Consider the following 15,834-nt stretch of genomic DNA (forward strand, 5'->3'; position numbering starts at 1 on the left):
GGCCTCAGGTCGACAAGGGTGTGAAACCGGCTTCGGCTGGAGCCGCCCGGTCAAATGTGAAGGTCTCACGCCAGCCGGCGCGGCCATTCAACAAGCCGAGGAGCGCGTCGGCGAATCCGGATCGACCGTCCTCCGCGATCGCCAGCACGAATAAGAATTCTTCAGCTCTCGCCGCCTCGCGCCGCATCGTCAGTCGACGCCTCGCCGCCAGCGGCGCCCGCAACCGATTTCGCCTTCGGCTTGGGTTTCTTCTTGGCCTTCCGGACCACGACCTTGGGCCGCTTCGGCTTGGTCGCCTGCTGATCCTGGAGAAGCTCGAGCTGGACCTGCTGGATTTCGGCCAGGCGCTGCCATTGCCGGGTGATGAGATGGTCGATCTTCTCATGGAGATGCCTGATCTCGAGCTCGGCCTTGAGGTTGACCTGGTAGTCGTTCGATGAGCGCAGGCGATCCTTCGCCTCCAGGCGTTTCTGGCTCATCATGATGATCGGCGCCTGGATCGCGGCGAGGCAGGACAGGACGAGGTTGAGCAGGATGAAGGGATAGGGATCGAAGGCCTTCGGCTCGCCGACGAACGCGTTGATCGCCATCCAGACGGTCAGCACGAGGAAGAAGCTGAGCAGGAAGGCCCAGGAGCCGCCGAAGCTCGCGAGCCCGTCGGACAGCCGCTCGCCGAGCGTCCTGTGCTCGGCGAAATCGTCCTCGATGTTCTCGGCGATCGTCTCTTGCCGGGCGATGCTCTCGGCGACCTCGCGGTCGAGGTCGGAGTATTCGCCGTGCTCCTCGCGCAGGATCTCCTCGACATAGCGGGTGCGGTAGCGCGCCAGCTCCTTCACGCTGATCAGCGCGTCGTCCTCGATGTCGGGAAAATCGCGCCGGATGTGCTCGACCAGGGTCGGGCGCAGGCTGTCGAGCACGACGAGGTTCTTGCGCGCCATCTCCTGGCCCGAGAGGGCGCAGACCCCCCGCTTCTTACGCAGCTGGGCGGCGGTCTCGGCCGGGCTCGCGCCACCCTCGCCGATCGATTCCGTGATCGTTGTCGCCTCGCTCACAGCTTGCCCATCACGTCCTGGCGGAAGCCGTAGACCTCGCGCTTGCCGGCGAGCGCGACGAGGCGGACCTCCCGCGTCTGGCCGGGCTCGAAGCGCACCGCCGTGCCTGCGGGTATGTCGAGGCGGAAGCCCCGCGCCCGGTCGCGCTCGAAGGCGAGCGCCGGGTTGGCTTCGCAGAAATGATAATGCGAGCCGATCTGGATCGGCCGGTCGCCGGTATTGGCGACGGTGAGCGTCAGGCTCTCGCGCCCCTCGTTCATGATCAGGTCGCCAGGCAGCGTCGTGACCTCGCCCGGCCTCATCGCGTCCGACGCCCCCCGGATCGGCTCGTGCACGGTGACGAGCTTGGTGCCGTCGGGAAAGGTCGCCTCGACCTGGACGTCGTGGATCAACGCGGCGATGCCGTCCATGACCTGGCCGGCGGAAACGACATGAGCGCCCGCCTCCATCAGATCGGCGACGGACCTGCCGTCGCGCGCGCCCTCGACGACGAAGTCGGTGATCAGCGCGACGGCCTCCGGGTAATTGAGCTTGACGCCGCGCTCGAGCCGTCTGCGCGCCACCATGGCGGCCATGGCGACGAGCAGCTTGTCCTTTTCGCGCGGCGTCAGATTCATGCGTGCACCTTCCTGTCGTCCTCGCCCCGCGGGGCTTCATGAGTGTAGGCCGAACCTCGGATCGCCACCACCGCACTCTTTTTCAAGTCGACCAGGTGCGCGGCAGCGCACGGCCGGTCACTTGCCCGATCAGCGTGACGAGGGCGCGACGAAGCGCCTGCGCCTCGGGGGAGAGGAGACGGATGACGAGGAGTTCCGACACGATGCCGGCGCCGGCCCCGACATCGGAAAAGGCCGGAGTGGCGATGGTCTCGCGGATTCCGTCGAGCTTTTCGAGCGTCTCCGGACCCGTCGCGACAAGCGTGGCGGCGGCACGCGCCCCCGCGCCGATGGCGGGCCGTGCGAGATGGCTGGCGATCGCGCCTTCCAGCCGCAGATCGTCCGCGAAGACCAGCCTGCCGTCGCGGCGGATTCGCCAGCGGTCGCGCAGCGAGCCGCGCCGCAGGCTCTCGCCCATGGCGGAGCGGCCGAAGAACACGCTTTCGCAGGCGACCAGCGTGGCGGAGGGCGCAAGATCGATCGTCAGGCCGCGGGCGAGCCGCGCGCCCGAGAACAGGATGCTCTCCTGCGGCAGCCAGTGCAGCGTCGCGCCCGTCCCAACCGAGAGCGTCGTCTCGATGCGGGTGTCGGCGCCCTGGCTGCGATAGATTTTCTCCGCCGCCTGCGTGGTGATGACGGCATGGCCGGCGGCGTCGAGCGCGGCCTCGACACGCATCGCATCGCCGCCGGCCATGCCCCCGCCGGTGTTGATCAGAACCGCCTCGCAGGTCTGGTCGTAAGCCGTCGGGAAGCGGACGCGATAGCCGCCGGACTCGGCGACCTCCCGGCGGTGCGTCCTCCCGTCCCCGACGCCGAAGCGCAGGCGCACGCCGCCCGCGGCCCGGATCGAGACGGGCAGGAGCGGATCATGGGTTGCCGGAATGGGCGGCGCGAACATCGGCGCTCCGGACGAAAGCAAGCCGACAATCTTCCGCGCGCAACTGTGCCGGGCAAGGGGGTGGGCGGAAAAAGCCGCCTCAATTTTAGGCAGCGCCGGTCGCGCGGCGAGGCGCTCACGCGCTGGCGGCCAGAAAGCGCTCGATCTCGTCGCGGCGCGGCGCGCCGAGGCGTCCGCCGAATCTCGTGCATTTCAGCGCGGCGGCCGCCGAGGCGAAGCGGATCGCGGCTTGCTCGCCTTGCCCTTCCGCCAGCGCAAGCGCGAAAGCGCCATGCCAGACATCGCCGGCGCCGAGCGTATCGACGGTCTCGACCATGAAGGCCGGGATATGGACGACCGCACCGTCCTCGACGAACAGCACGCCCTCCTTGCCGAGCGTCACGGCGAGCCAGGTCGAAGCGCCCCGCGCGACCCTGGCCAGGCCGGCGCGGGGATCCTCCTCGCCGGACACCTCGCGCAGGGCCTGCTGGCTGAAGGCGACATGGCTCGCGGTCGCGACGAGATCGGGATGCGGCGGCTTGCGGTCCGCGTCGAGCACGCCCGCAACGCCGGCCTCGCGCGCAAGCCGCAGGGCGGCCAGCGTGCCCTCGCCCCAGCGCGTATCGGCGAGAACCGCGTCGGCTCCCTTCGGCAGCTCCCGCGGCAGCCAGCCCGCTTCCTCCGGCATGGCCGGGTCGGAATAGGACACCACCATGCGCTCGCCATCCGCGTCGACCAGGATGGCCGAGACCGGCGAGCGCAGGCCGGGCGCGCGCAGGGACAGCGAGGCGTCGACGCTTTCGGCCGCGAGGTCGGCGACGATCCTGTCGCCCGTCAGGTCGTCGGCAAGCCGCGTCGCCAGCCAGGAGCGGGCGCCGAGGCGGGCGATCGCGACCGAGGCGTTGCCGGCGCAGCCGCCGCCGACCACGACGAGATCGCGCGAGCGGTATTTCTCGCCGCGCGTCGGCAAGGTTTCGACGCTGTAGACATAGTCGAGCGTCGCGATTCCGAGGCAGAAGACGCCGCTCACGTTGCATCGGCTCCGAAACGATACTCGCTGACCTGCCGGTAGACCTCGCCCGGCCGCAGCACGGTCGACGGGAAATGCGGCAGGTTCGGCGAATCCGGCACGTGCTGCGGCTCCAGCGCGATGCCGGCATTGGAGCCATAGGGCGCGCCGTCGAGACCGGGCACGGGCGTGCTCAACTTGGCGCCGTCATAGATTTGCAAGGCCGGCTCCGTGGTCCAGAGCTGCATCGCAAGCCCGCTCTTGCCCGAGCGCAGCGTCGCGGCATGCGCCAGTTGGAGGCCTCCAGCGGCGCCCGGCTCGCAGCGATCGCGCCGCAGCATGTAGTTGTGATCGTAGCGGATGCGCGCGCCGTCGGGCCCCGCCAGCCGGATCGGGCGCATCTTGCGGAAATCAAAGGCGGTGCCTTCGACATCGGCGAGCGAGCCGTCCGGAATCAGATCGGCGTCGACAGGCGTCATCAGATGGCTGCGGACTTCCAGCTCGTGGGCGAGGATGTCGGGGCTTCCATCCAGATTGAAATAGGAGTGATGCGCGAGATTGACCACGGTCGCCGCATCGGTCGTCGCCGAGAGCTCGATACGCAAAGCGGCCTCGGCTCGCAGGCTGTAGCGGCACCAGACGCGGAGCGTGCCGGGATAGCCGGCGTCGCCATCGGGAGAGACCAGCGCCAGCGTGACGCTCGCCTCGTCGTGATCGACGATCGTCCAGGGCCGCACGCCAAAACCCTTGCCGCCGCCATGCAGCGAATGACGGCCGTTCTGGTTCAGCGGCAGCTGATAGCTCATGCCGTCGAGCGTGAAGCGCCCCGCGCCGATCCGGTTGGCATAGCGCCCCGCGATCGCGCCCATATGCTGCGAATGGGCGACATAGTCGGCGAGATCGCCGAAGCCGAGCACGACGCGCCGCTGGCCGCCGCCGGGCGTGGGAACGACGAGATCGCGCAGCACCGCGCCCCATTCCATGATCGTCGCCCGCGCGCCGGAGGCTGAGCGCAGGGCGACTTCGTGGATCGTCGTGCGGTCGGCGAGCACGCCGAGGATCGATTTGGTCAAAGGCCTGCCGTCCCTAGCCTGTCATCCGCCGAGCCATAGTCCGGCCAGCCTCCGCTCACCACTCTCCGGTGTTCGCCATGCTCGCCCAGGGCTCGGCCGGAGCCTTCGGTTCGCCCTTCTGCAGCAATTCGATCGAGATGTTGTCGGGCGAGCGGATGAAGGCCATGTTGCCGTCGCGCGGCGGGCGGTTGATGGTGACGCCGGCCTTCATCAGCGTGTCGCAGGTGGCGTAGATGTCGTCGACCTCATAGGCGAGATGGCCGAAATTCCGGCCGCCCGTATAGACCTCCGGATCCCAGTTCCAGGTCAGCTCCAGCGTCGGGCGGCCACGAGACCCGGTCGCCTTGACGGCGTCGAGGTCATCCGGCGCGGCGAGGAAGACCAGGGTGAAGCGGCCCTTCTCGCTCTCGATGCGGCGCGTCTCGACCAGGCCGAACCTGGTCACGTAGAAATCCAGCGCGGCGTCCAGATCGGTCACGCGGACCATGGTGTGGAGATAGCGCATCGGGTCTTGCCTCTTGTTTCGAGCGGCGACGGGTTGATCTCGCCACTAGATCGGGCGACACCCTGTCCATTCAAGGGGGCCCGTCCAAGAGGGCCGGCGAGAGAGAACCATGACACACTTCCATGACGGCGGGCCTTCGCGCCTCGATGCGGCGACAATCTCCGGCATGAAGCAGCGCGCCGCCATCCTCTCGGTGATGGCGACGCTGCTCTTGACGCTCGCCAAGGGGGTCGCCGCCGTGCTCTCGGGCTCGCTCGCGCTACTGGCCGACGCGCTGCAGGGGCTGATCGACATCGGCTCGACGCTGTTCACCTGGTTCGCGGTGCGCGCCGCCGACAAGCCGGCCGACGACGGGCATCACTACGGCCATGGCAAAGTCGAGGCGCTGGCCGCGCTGGTCGAGACCGCGATCCTGTGCACGCTCGGGGGCGCGATCCTGTGGGAGGCCGGCTCGCGGCTATGGACCGGCGCGCTCAGCGCGGTTTCGGTGACGCCGGTGGTGGTCGGCGTGATCCTGCTCTCGATGGTGGTCGACGCGGTGCGCTGGCGCTCGCTGACCCTGGTGGGGCGAGAGACCGGCAGCGAGGCGCTCGCCGCCGAGTCGACGCATTTCTCGGCCGATTTCGTCGGCTCCGCGCTGGTGCTGGCCGGGCTCGTCGCCTCCTGGCTCGGCTTCGCCCGGGCCGACACGGTCGCCGCGCTCGCCATCGCCGCCTTCATGGCGCTGTCGGCTTTCAAGCTCGGGCGGCGCACCATCGACACGCTGCTCGACGCCGCGCCGGAAGGGGTCACCGAGCGGCTGCGCAACGCCGTCTCCCAGGTCTCGGGCGTGGTCGCGGTCGACTCGATCAAGGTCAGGCCCGCGGGCGGGCGCGTTTTCGGCGAGATCAGCATCCTGGTCTCGCGCACCTTGCCGCTCGACCGCGTCGTGGCGATCAAGCAGGCGCTGCTCGACGCCGTCGAGAAGGAGCAGCCCGGCGCCGATATGACCATCGCCGCCAACCCGATCCAGGTCGACGACGAGACGGCGCTGGAGCGCGTGCTGCTGATCGCGCTGAAGCTCAGGATCCCGGTCCACCATGTCAGCGTCCATTCGATCGGAGAGCGGCTCTCGGTCAGCCTCGACATGGAGGTCGACGCGAAACTGCCGCTCGGCGAGGCGCATGACGTGGCGACGCGGCTCGAAAGCGCGATCCGGGCCGAGTTCGGCGGTGAAACCGAGGTCGAGACCCATATCGAGCCGATGGAGACCGGCCTGCCCGCCAGCCACAACGTCGCCTGGGAGACGGTCGAGGACATCGGCAAGGCGCTCGCCGGAGAAGCCGCGGGCCTGGGCGGCCCGGTCCACGACATCCACAGCGTGCGCGTGCGCCAGACCGTCAACGGGCTGGTGGTGAACTACCATTGCCGCGTCGATCCGGCGCTCGACGTCGCGGCCGTGCATGCGGCGGTCGATGCGATCGAGCGCGCGGTCAGGCTGGCGCGGCCGCAGGTCTGCCGGCTGGTCAGCCATGCCGAGCCGGGGCGGCTGGCGGTCTCGTGACGATCCGGCTCAAGGATCGCGACCAGGGTCCGTGCGAAATTGTCAGGCCGGACCAGCCATTCATAGGGCGGTATCCGGAGATGGCCCCCGGGCCTGGCCTCCCCACGGCTCCTGGCGTCCGCGCGCGGTGACGTCGCGATAGCTCCAGGGGTTTCCATCCGCTCATCGCCGCGGCCGGCGACGAAACAGGTCCGAAACGCGTTGCCGCCGTCCCGGATGAAGGCGTGGGGCCGCGCCATACGCTCGAACTGGCGTCGATCCGGTCGTCGGCCCATGCGCCCGTTGGCGAGCCGGATGCGCGCATGGATCGCGGTTTACCGCCATAGGCCGGACGGCAGCCACGGCTTCCGCATCCGTCCTGGCGGATCCCGCTTGGGTGCGGATCGCGGTTCACGCGCGGCTCACGCGCTGTCCATGCGGTGGTGAGAGCGTGCGCCGCATGCCGCCTAAGCCATCTCGGCGGCGTTCGCCTTGGGGGATAAGACGATGAAGACAATCCTGTTCGCGACCGCCTGCATGGTCGCCCTGCTGGCCGGGCCTGCCGCGCGCGCCCAGTCCGCCGACGACGCCAAATGGGTCGGCCAGTGCCTGATCGACAATGCCGGCGGCGCTGCCGAGCCGGTCGTGCGCAAATATTGCGTCTGCATGAACAACAAGATGAGCGACAACGAGACCCGCTCGATCACGCAATGGGAGAAGAGCAACCCGCAGGCGCGCGCCGCCTGCGACAAGGAAGCCGGCTGGCGCTGAGCGCTGCCGGCGCGGGGGCAATCGACCAGGCCCGCGCCGGCGCTCTTCCGGCAGGGGAACGCCAAGCAAGCATCGGGCGGGCATGGCTGCGCCCGAAAGCGGGTTCCCACTTTTCGGCGCCATGCCTTACAGACGAGGCGAGAGACCACTCGCCTCAGGGTTCCCATGCGCGCCGAAGACACCCCTCTGATCCGCCTCGAGGATTATCGCCCGTCCGACTGGCTGATCGACACGGTCGACCTCGACATCGCGCTCGACGCCCACAAGACGCGGGTGCGGGCGCTGCTCGCACTCAGGCCGAACCCCGCCGGACGGCCGGGCGCGCCTCTGGTGCTCGACGGCGACGAACTGGTCCTGAGCGGGATCGCGCTCGACGGCGCGCCGCTTCCGGCCGCGGCCTACGACGCCACGGCGCAGGCGCTGACGATCCCCGCCCCGCCGCGACGGCCTTTCACGCTGACGCTGGAGACGGTGCTCGACCCCTCCGCCAACACAAGGCTGATGGGGCTATACCGCTCCTCCAACGTCTACTGCACGCAGTGCGAGGCGGACGGCTTCCGCCGGATCAGCTATTTCCTCGACCGGCCCGACGTGATGAGCGTCTATACTGTCAGGCTGGAGGCCGCGAAGGCCGAGGCTCCGGTGCTGCTCTCAAACGGCAATCTGGCGGCGGCCGGCGAAGTGCCCGGAACGGACAGGCATTTCGCGGTCTGGCACGATCCGCATCCCAAGCCCGCCTATCTCTTCGCGCTGGTCGGCGGCGCGCTCGACCATGTCCGCGAAGCCTATGTCACGACAGACGGGCGCAAGGTCGAGCTCGCCGTCCATGTCGAGCCCGGCAAGGCGGGACGGGCCGGCTGGGCGCTGGATTCGCTCAAGCGCTGCATGCGCTGGGACGAGCGCGTCTTCGGGCGCAACTACGATCTCGACGTGTTCAACGTCGTCGCCGTGTCGGATTTCAACATGGGCGCGATGGAGAACAAGGGCCTCAACATCTTCAACGACAAATATATCCTCGCCGATCCGCAGACCGCGAGCGACGGCGACTACGCCTCGATCGAGGCGATCATCGCGCATGAGTACTTCCACAACTGGACCGGCAACCGCATCACCTGCCGCGACTGGTTCCAGCTCTGTCTCAAGGAGGGCCTGACCGTCTTCCGCGACCAGGAGTTCTCCTCCGACGAGCGCTCGCGTCCGGTGAAGCGTATCGCCGACGTGCGGACGTTGCGCGCGACGCAGTTCTCCGAGGATGCCGGGCCGCTCGCCCATCCGGTCAGGCCGCGCGCCTACAGGGAGATCAACAACTTCTACACGCCCACGGTCTACGAGAAAGGCGCGGAGGTGATCCGCATGCTCAAGGTCCTGATCGGCGACGAGGCCTTCAAGGCCGGCATGGATTTGTATTTCTCGCGCTGCGACGGCACGGCCGCGACGATCGAGGATTTCCTCGCCTGCTTCGCCGAGAGCTCCGGCCGCGACCTGAGCCATTTCGCGCGCTGGTACGAGCAGGCCGGCACGCCGACCATCGTGGCGTCCGGCCGCCACGATGCCGAGGCAAAGCGTTACACGCTCGACCTCGCCCAGACCACGCCGCCGACGCCCGGCCAGCCCGACAAGCAGCCGGTCGTGCTGCCCGTGGCGCTCGGGCTCGTCGGCAAAAGCGGCGATATCGCGCTCGTCACCGACGCGCCCGCCTATGCCGGCGATGGCGTGGTCGTGCTCGACCGGGCATCGCTCTCGGTGACGTTCGACGATGTCGACGAACCGCCGATTCCCTCGCTGCTGCGCGGCTTCTCGGCACCGGCGCGGCTCGAGCTCGATCTCGGTGACGCCGAGCTGCTGCGGCTGTTCGCGGCCGACAGCGATTCCTTCAATCGCTGGCAGGCGCTGCAGAGCGTTGCGACGCGCGCGCTCGTCGCGGCGGGACAGTCGAAAGGCGGTGACGCCGCGCTGGCCAGCCGGATCGGCGAGATCGCGGCCGCGCTCGACGGCTTCCTGGCCGAGCGGGCCTTGGCCGATCCGGCCTTCGCGGCGCAGGTGCTGCGCCTGCCGCCGCCGGCCGACATCGCCCGCGAGATCGGCCGCGACGTCGACCCCGACGCGATCCATGGAGCCCACCGGGCGCTGGCGACCGGGCTCGGCCAGGCCCTGCAGCCCCGCTTGCTGAGTCTGCGCGACGCGCTCGTCCAGACCGGGGCCTATTCGCCGGACGCCGATGCGGCCGGCCGGCGCTCCTTGCGCAACGAGGCGCTCGGGCTCATCGCAATGGCCGATCCTGACGCCGCGACGGGGCTTTGCGCCGCCCAGTTCGAAAATGGCGACAATCTGACCGACCGGCTCGCGGCGCTGGCCGCCATGACCCTGGTCCCCGGCGCGGCCCGCGAGGGGCTGATCGAGCGTTTCGCGGCGAGCTATTCCGAAGAGCCGCTCGTGCTCGACAAATGGCTGATGGCGCAGGCGCTGATCGCCGAACCCGGCACGCTCGACCGGGTCAAGGAGCTGATGCGCCACAAGGCCTTCTCGCTCGGCAACCCCAACCGCGTGCGCGCGCTGATCGGCGGCTTCGCGGCGAACCTGACGCAGTTCAACCGGCCGGACGGCGCGGGCTACGGTTTCGTCGCCGACATCGTGATCGCGCTCGACCGGACCAATCCGCAGGTCGCCTCCAGGCTGATGGGCGCCTTCAAGAGCTGGCGCATGCTGGAGCCGGCGCGGCGCGGTTTCGCGGAGAACGCGCTCGGCATGGTGGCGAATACGCCGAACCTCTCCCGCGACGTCGCCGACATCGCGGAACGGGCGCTGGCGTGAACCGCCCCAGCCGTCGCCATAGAGATTAACGAGGCATTACGCGCGCAGGATTCATCCCACGGGACAACGCAACCCCAAGATGAATTCCGACGTCTTGATTCAACTCAGGGCTGGACAAATCGATTCACTGGGATTCAACTCGAAGTGATTCGAGGGGATGCGGCACGTCTCCCGATCTTGCTGACGGTACTGATTTTCCGAAGGGGGACGGGTATGACGCGTGCGAACGCGGGCTGCGCCACCATGCGCGCGGCTCCGATTCTGGGGGTCGCGAGATCGCTGACACACCCGCTCTATCGCAGATTTGAAAGGCTGGAGCCTACCTTTCGCAAAGTCATCCCCGCGCTCGTCGGGCTCTTCATCGCCATCCTCGGCGCCGGCGCGTTCGTCCAGACCATGAACCTGCGCGACGATGCCTTGAAAGATGCGGTCGGCGATCTCGAAACTCTCGCATCCCTGATCGCGCTCGAACTGGACAATGCCTCGCGGGCCGAAATCGGGCCTTCGGCCGTTCTTTCCAGCCTGGCGGCGCGCAATCTCGCAGCCTATGGCCGCATCGTCCACGTCGCCACCGCGACCGGCGACGTCATCGCCAGCGAGCCCGCGGTCGGCAAGGCTGCCGAAAGCACCCTGGTCGACCTGCTGGGCCAGACCCAGTTGCTCACGACCTTCGGCGACAAGGCCGGCGTGATGCGCATCACGCTGCCGAGCAACGAAGAGGCGCTGGCGACCGTTCGCAACCTCGCGGCGCCTCTCGGCCAGATCGCCCTGATCCAGCCGACGGCGCGCGTGCTCTGGGGCTGGCAGCAGCGTCGCGGCGCGCTGCTGGCGCTGTTTGCGGCGGCCGGCGTCGTGCTCGGCGCGATCACGCTCGCCTTCCTGATGCAGTCGCGACGTGCGCGCGCCGCCGACGACGATTGCGACTGCGTTCGCGAGCGCATCGACACCGCGCTGAACCGGGGGCATTGCGGCCTGTGGGACTGGGATCTGGCGCGCGGACGGATCTACTGGTCGGACTCGATGTACGCCATGCTGGGCTACGACCGCGCCGGCGACTACATGTCCTTCGGCGAGGTTTCGAGCTTCATCAATCCAGAGGACGCCGATCTCTATGCGCTCGCCGACGCGATCAGCCGCGGCGAGGCCAACCATCTCGACCAGGAGTTCCGTGTCCGTGACGCCAAGGGCGAATGGGTCTGGCTCAAGGCCCGCGCCGAGCTGGTGATCGACCGGCGCACCGGCTCGCAGCATCTCGTCGGGATCGCGGCCGACATCTCGGAGCAGCGCAGCATGGCCGAGCGCACCGCGACGGCCGACGCCCGCCTGCGCGACGCCGTCGAGGCTATCTCGGAGGCCTTCGTGCTCTGGGACGCGTCGAACCGCCTCGTGCTCTGCAACGCTAAATATCAGCAACTGCATCAGCTTCCGGCCGAGGCGCTTCGCGACGGCATCACCCACGAGGAGGTCATGGCGCTCAGCGCCCAGCCGAACATCGACCGCGAGCCGCTTCGCTCGACGCGCGGCACGGTCGGCGCGACCTCCTACGAGGCCAAGCTGTCCGACGGGCGCTGGCTCCAGATCAACGGCCGCCGCACCAAGGACGGAGGCTCGGTCTCGGTCGGCACCGACATCACCACGCTGAAGCAGCAGGAGGAGCGGCTGACGCAATCCGAGCATCAGCTCCTGATGAACGTCACCGATCTCAAGGCTTCGCGTCAGGAGCTGGAGGCGCAGGCCCAGCAGCTCGCCGACATGGCCGAGCGCTACCTCGAGCAGAAAGCCGCCGCCGAGAGCGCCAACCGCGCCAAATCAGAGTTCCTCGCCAATATGAGCCATGAGCTGCGCACGCCGCTCAACGCCATCATCGGCTTCTCCGAGATCATGGAGAACGGGCTTTTCGGCAGCCTCGGCAGCGACCGCTATCTCGACTATGCCCGCGACATCCGCTCCAGCGGCGGCTATCTGCTCGGCGTCATCAACGACATCCTCGACATGTCGCGGATCGAATCCGGCCGGATGCAGCTCGAGAAGACCAGCGTCTCGGTCGGGCTGGTGATCGCGGAGGCGGTGCGCCGCTCGCGCGACGAGATCGAGCGCAAGCGCATCGAACTCACCGTCGACGGCGCGATCGACCTGCAGCTGAACGCCGATCCGCACGCGCTCTATCAGGTCGTCGGCAATCTGGTCGACAACGCCACCAAGTTCACGCCCGAGGGCGGCAAGATCGCGATCCGGCTGCGCCAGGCGTCCAATGCGCTGAACATCTATGTCGAGGATACCGGCATCGGCATCCCGAAAGAGAAGATCGCGCGGATCGGCCGGCCCTTCGAGCAGGTCGAGGGCGACATGACCCGCAGCTACAAGGGCTCGGGGCTGGGCTTCGCCATCGCCCGCTCGCTCGTCGAGCTGCATGGCGGCTCGCTGCGCCTGCGCTCGGCGATCGGCGCCGGCACCATCGTCATGGTGCATCTGCCGCTCGACGGCGGCGCCAGCCGCGTCGCGGACCGGATGGCGCGGGTCTCAGGCAACAGCTTCGCCGAGCAGCCGGTCGAACAGGCCCCGCGTCCGGGCGCGCAGATCGTCCAGTTCGGCGCGCAGCACCCTGGCGTCCGGCCGGCCGAGCGCGGCGGCGATGCGGCTCAGGAGACGGTCCGGCGGCGGACCCGCCTCAAGCGACTCTTCGAGAGCGAAGCGCTGCCAGAGCTGGACATCGCTGAACAGACGCTGAGCCTCCCCCAGCGCGTCCGCGTCCACTGAGGCGATGAGGCCCGCGTCGCGGGCGGCCGCGAAGACGCCGCCGGTCTCGCGCCGGAGCAGGCCGGGGCGCCCGCTCGAATGGGCCAGCACCAGGAACTGCGCGAGGAAGTCGAGATCGGTCAAACCGCCGGCCGCGAGCTTGAGATCCCAGGGATCGCGCTCGCCCTTCTCCTTGGCGATCAGCGCGCGCATCGACTTCACCGCCTTGGCGACCGCGGCCGGATCGCGCCGACGGGTCAGGATCGCACGGATCGTCGCCTCGGCGCGCGCGGCCAGACCGGCATCGCCGGCCACGACGCGGGCCCGGGTCAGGGCCATCTCCTCCCAGATATCGGCCTCGCCCGCATGGTACGCCTCGAAGCCGGCGAACTGCGTCGCCGCCGGACTCTTGTTGCCGGTCGGGCGCAGCCGCATGTCGACCTGGTAGAGCGAGCCGCGCCGCGTCGGCACCGTCAGCGCCGCGACCAGCCGCTGGGTGAAGCGGACGTGCCAGGTGACGGGATCGAGCGCCTTGCGGCCGTCGCTGGCGTGCGAATCCTCCGGACGGTCGTAGAGCAGGATCAGGTCGAGGTCGGATGTCGGCGTCAGTTCGCCGGAGCCGAGCCTCCCTAAGCCGAGCACCACGGTCTGCGCCCCGGCGACGACGCCGTGATCGGCGGCGAAGGCGGCGCGCGTGTCCTCGAAGGCGACGCGCAGGCAGCCTTCCGCCACGGCGCACCAGGCCTCGCCGGCCCGGCGGGGCGAATAGACGCCAGAAAGCAGGCGCGCGCCGACGAGGAAATTCTCCTGCCGGGCGGCGTCGCGCAGACGATCGAGCCCGTCCTCGACGCTCGGCGGGGGCGTTCCGACGGCGGACCTGATGCGCCGCGCCAGCGCCGGCGCATCGACGGCGGCGACCGCGAAGGCCGGATCGATGACGCCGTCGAGCACATGCGGGTGGAGCGCCGCAACCTTGGCCAGCCGCGGCGCGCTGCCGAGGATCTCGGCGAACAGCGTCAGCAGCGACGCGTGCGAGCGCAGCAGCGTCAAAAGCTCGACGGCCGCCGGCATGCGCACGAAGGCGTTGTCGAGATGGGCGAGCGCGCCGTCCGGGTCGGCGGTGCGGCCGAGCGCGACGAGCAGAGCCGGCGTCAGCTCGGTCAGCACCTCGCGTGCGCGCGCGCTGGTGACGGCGGCGCGGCGGCCGAAATGCCAGCCGCGCACGGTCTCGGCCGCATTCTTCCGGTCGCGGAAACCGAGCTTGCGCAGGGTCGCGAGCGTGTCTGGATCGAGTTCGGTCCCGGTGAAGCTCAGCGTGCCGGCCTCGCTCGCCAGGCTCGGCCCCTCCTCGAAGAGCAGCGCGTAGTGGCCCTCGACCCGCTTCGCGTGAAAGGTCAGCGCCTTGCCGAAGGCGGCCGTCGAGGCAAAGCCGCAGAAGCGGGCGAAGGCTTCGAGATCGGCCTTGTCGGTCGGCAGGGTCTGCGTCTGCTCGTCATGGCGCATCTGCAGGCGGTGCTCGATCGTGCGCAGGAAGCGATAGGACTCCGCCAGCTCGTCGCGCGCCTTCGGCGTGATCCAGCCCTCCTGCGTCAGCTCTCCGAGCATGCCGATCGTGCGCGGCCCGCGCAGGGCCGGCCGTCTTCCGCCGAAGACGAGCTGCTGGGTCTGCACGAAGAACTCGATCTCGCGGATGCCGCCGCGCCCGAGCTTCACGTTATGGCCGGCGACCGCGATCGTCTCATGGCCCTTGACCGTCTGGATCTGGCGCTTCATCGCGTGGATGTCGGCGATCGCTGCGAAGTCGAAATATTTGCGCCAGATGAAGGGCGCGAGATCGGCGACGAAGCGTTCTCCCAGCGCGATGTCGCCGGCGACGGGCCGGGCCTTGATCATCGCGGCGCGCTCCCAGTTCTGGCCGACCGTCTCGTAATAGGTATAGGCGCTTGGCAGCGCGACGGCGACATGGGTCGAGGCCGGGTCCGGCCGCAGGCGCAGGTCGACGCGGAAGACGTAGCCGTCCGGCGTGCGCTCCTGGATGATGCGGGCGAGCTGCTGCGTCAGCTTGACGTAGAGGCTGGCCGGTTCGGCAACGCCCGCGGCTTCGGCCGTCTCGGGATCGAAGAAGACGACGATGTCGATGTCGGAGGAGTAGTTCAGCTCGCCGGCGCCGTGCTTGCCAAGCGCCAGCACGACGAGGCCGGAGCCGTCGCCCGGCCTCGCCGGGTCCGGCAGCCTGATCCGCCCGAGATCGGCCGCCTGGCGCAGGACGTGATGCGTGGCGAGCCGGACCGCGGCGTCGGCGGTGGCGGTGAGCGCTTGCGTGACCGTCTCCACGTCCCAGACGCCGCCGATGTCGGCGAGCGCGATCAGGAGCGCCATTCCCTGCCTGAATCGGCGCAAGGCGCGCATCAGCTCGGGCGTCTCGACGCCGTCGCGATCCTGCGCCATCACCCCGGCCAGCAGCGCGTCTCGCCGTGTGTCGGGCGCGGTCACCAGGCTGGCGAGCAGCGCTTGCGGATCGAAGCGCATGATCTGCGTCAGAAAGGGCGAATGCGCCACGACGCCGGCGACGAGCGCGGCGGAGGCGGGATGTTCGGCGAAATGCTTGGTCAGCGCGGCGGCCGCCTCCTCATCGCGCAGGCGCTCGATCAGGTCGCGGGCGAGCAGCGTTTCGGGCTTGGCGCGCGCCGGCAGGACCGGGGCTGTCGTCAGCCGTTCGCAGAGCCGCACCGCCATTACTCGTTCCCGCGACATTCCGTCAGCCCTCATCCTTCGAGACGCCGCCGACGCGGCTCCTCACGATGAGGGCCGAGGTTCTCCAG

General features: G+C 69.2%; 11 protein-coding genes and 1 pseudogene. 4 read left to right on the forward strand and 8 right to left on the reverse strand.

All coding sequences use genetic code 11. The features are described from left to right. Nucleotides 1–4 precede the first annotated feature (4 nt). From AC1RRW_RS06835 to AC1RRW_RS06865, 7 genes are all read right to left on the reverse strand, one after another. Nucleotides 5–148, reverse strand: coding sequence for a hypothetical protein (locus AC1RRW_RS06835; protein WP_492899882.1), 144 nt, complete (start codon nt 146–148; stop codon nt 5–7). 13 nt (nt 149–161) lie between these two features. Beyond that, nucleotides 162–1,052 (reverse strand): DUF1003 domain-containing protein, encoded by an 891-nt coding sequence (locus AC1RRW_RS06840; RefSeq protein ID WP_492899883.1) that lies wholly within the window; start codon nt 1,050–1,052, stop codon nt 162–164. Then, nucleotides 1,049–1,669, reverse strand: a complete 621-nt coding sequence (locus AC1RRW_RS06845; protein ID WP_492899884.1) for an urease subunit gamma — start codon at nt 1,667–1,669, stop codon at nt 1,049–1,051. Before AC1RRW_RS06845 ends, AC1RRW_RS06840 begins: the two co-directional genes overlap by 4 nt. A gap of 82 nt (nt 1,670–1,751) precedes the next feature. Continuing rightward, nucleotides 1,752–2,606, reverse strand: coding sequence for an urease accessory protein UreD (locus AC1RRW_RS06850; RefSeq protein WP_492899885.1), 855 nt, complete (start codon nt 2,604–2,606; stop codon nt 1,752–1,754). A gap of 115 nt (nt 2,607–2,721) precedes the next feature. Next, the gene (locus AC1RRW_RS06855) at nt 2,722–3,615 is read right to left on the reverse strand and encodes a PfkB family carbohydrate kinase (protein WP_492899886.1); all 894 of its coding nucleotides are present in this window, start codon (nt 3,613–3,615) and stop codon (nt 2,722–2,724) included. Next, a complete protein-coding gene (locus tag AC1RRW_RS06860; protein WP_492899887.1) occupies nt 3,612–4,667 on the reverse strand; it encodes an aldose epimerase family protein in 1,056 nt (351 codons plus the stop codon). Before AC1RRW_RS06860 ends, AC1RRW_RS06855 begins: the two co-directional genes overlap by 4 nt. A 55-nt stretch (nt 4,668–4,722) precedes the next feature. Beyond that, a complete protein-coding gene (locus AC1RRW_RS06865) occupies nt 4,723–5,172 on the reverse strand; it encodes a VOC family protein (protein WP_492899888.1) in 450 nt (149 codons plus the stop codon). Nucleotides 5,173–5,281: 109 nt separating this feature from the next. On the opposite strand from AC1RRW_RS06865, the gene AC1RRW_RS06870 reads away from it, so the two are divergent. From AC1RRW_RS06870 to AC1RRW_RS06885, 4 genes and pseudogenes are all read left to right on the forward strand, one after another. Continuing rightward, the gene (locus AC1RRW_RS06870; RefSeq protein WP_492899889.1) at nt 5,282–6,715 is read left to right on the forward strand and encodes a cation-efflux pump; all 1,434 of its coding nucleotides are present in this window, start codon (nt 5,282–5,284) and stop codon (nt 6,713–6,715) included. Nucleotides 6,716–7,201: 486 nt separating this feature from the next. Continuing rightward, nucleotides 7,202–7,465 (forward strand): hypothetical protein, encoded by a 264-nt coding sequence (locus tag AC1RRW_RS06875; RefSeq protein ID WP_492899890.1) that lies wholly within the window; start codon nt 7,202–7,204, stop codon nt 7,463–7,465. Nucleotides 7,466–7,630: 165 nt separating this feature from the next. Continuing rightward, nucleotides 7,631–10,276 carry an aminopeptidase N gene (gene pepN, locus AC1RRW_RS06880; RefSeq protein WP_492899891.1) on the forward strand — a complete coding sequence of 882 codons (2,646 nt, stop codon included), beginning with the start codon at nt 7,631–7,633 and terminating at the stop codon, nt 10,274–10,276. Between the two features lie 882 nt (nt 10,277–11,158). Continuing rightward, nucleotides 11,159–12,745, forward strand: a pseudogene (locus AC1RRW_RS06885) (PAS domain-containing sensor histidine kinase); the annotation flags it as partial. A gap of 51 nt (nt 12,746–12,796) precedes the next feature. Here the strand turns inward: AC1RRW_RS06885 and AC1RRW_RS06890 are convergent. After that, nucleotides 12,797–15,748 (reverse strand): bifunctional [glutamine synthetase] adenylyltransferase/[glutamine synthetase]-adenylyl-L-tyrosine phosphorylase, encoded by a 2,952-nt coding sequence (locus AC1RRW_RS06890; protein WP_492899893.1) that lies wholly within the window; start codon nt 15,746–15,748, stop codon nt 12,797–12,799. Nucleotides 15,749–15,834: the final 86 nt, after the last annotated feature.

The organism is Allobosea sp. GW821-FHT12C12 (genome assembly GCF_058807355.1).

Coding starts and splice junctions, on each gene's coding strand:
- AC1RRW_RS06845 (WP_492899884.1), bottom strand. CDS start 1,669: ATGAATCTGACGCCGCGCGAAAAGGACAAGCTGCTCGTCGCCATGGCC.
- AC1RRW_RS06850 (WP_492899885.1), bottom strand. CDS start 2,606: ATGTTCGCGCCGCCCATTCCGGCAACCCATGATCCGCTCCTGCCCGTC.
- AC1RRW_RS06865 (WP_492899888.1), bottom strand. CDS start 5,172: ATGCGCTATCTCCACACCATGGTCCGCGTGACCGATCTGGACGCCGCG.
- AC1RRW_RS06870 (WP_492899889.1), top strand. CDS start 5,282: ATGACACACTTCCATGACGGCGGGCCTTCGCGCCTCGATGCGGCGACA.
- AC1RRW_RS06875 (WP_492899890.1), top strand. CDS start 7,202: ATGAAGACAATCCTGTTCGCGACCGCCTGCATGGTCGCCCTGCTGGCC.
- pepN (WP_492899891.1), top strand. CDS start 7,631: ATGCGCGCCGAAGACACCCCTCTGATCCGCCTCGAGGATTATCGCCCG.
- AC1RRW_RS06890 (WP_492899893.1), bottom strand. CDS start 15,748: ATGGCGGTGCGGCTCTGCGAACGGCTGACGACAGCCCCGGTCCTGCCG.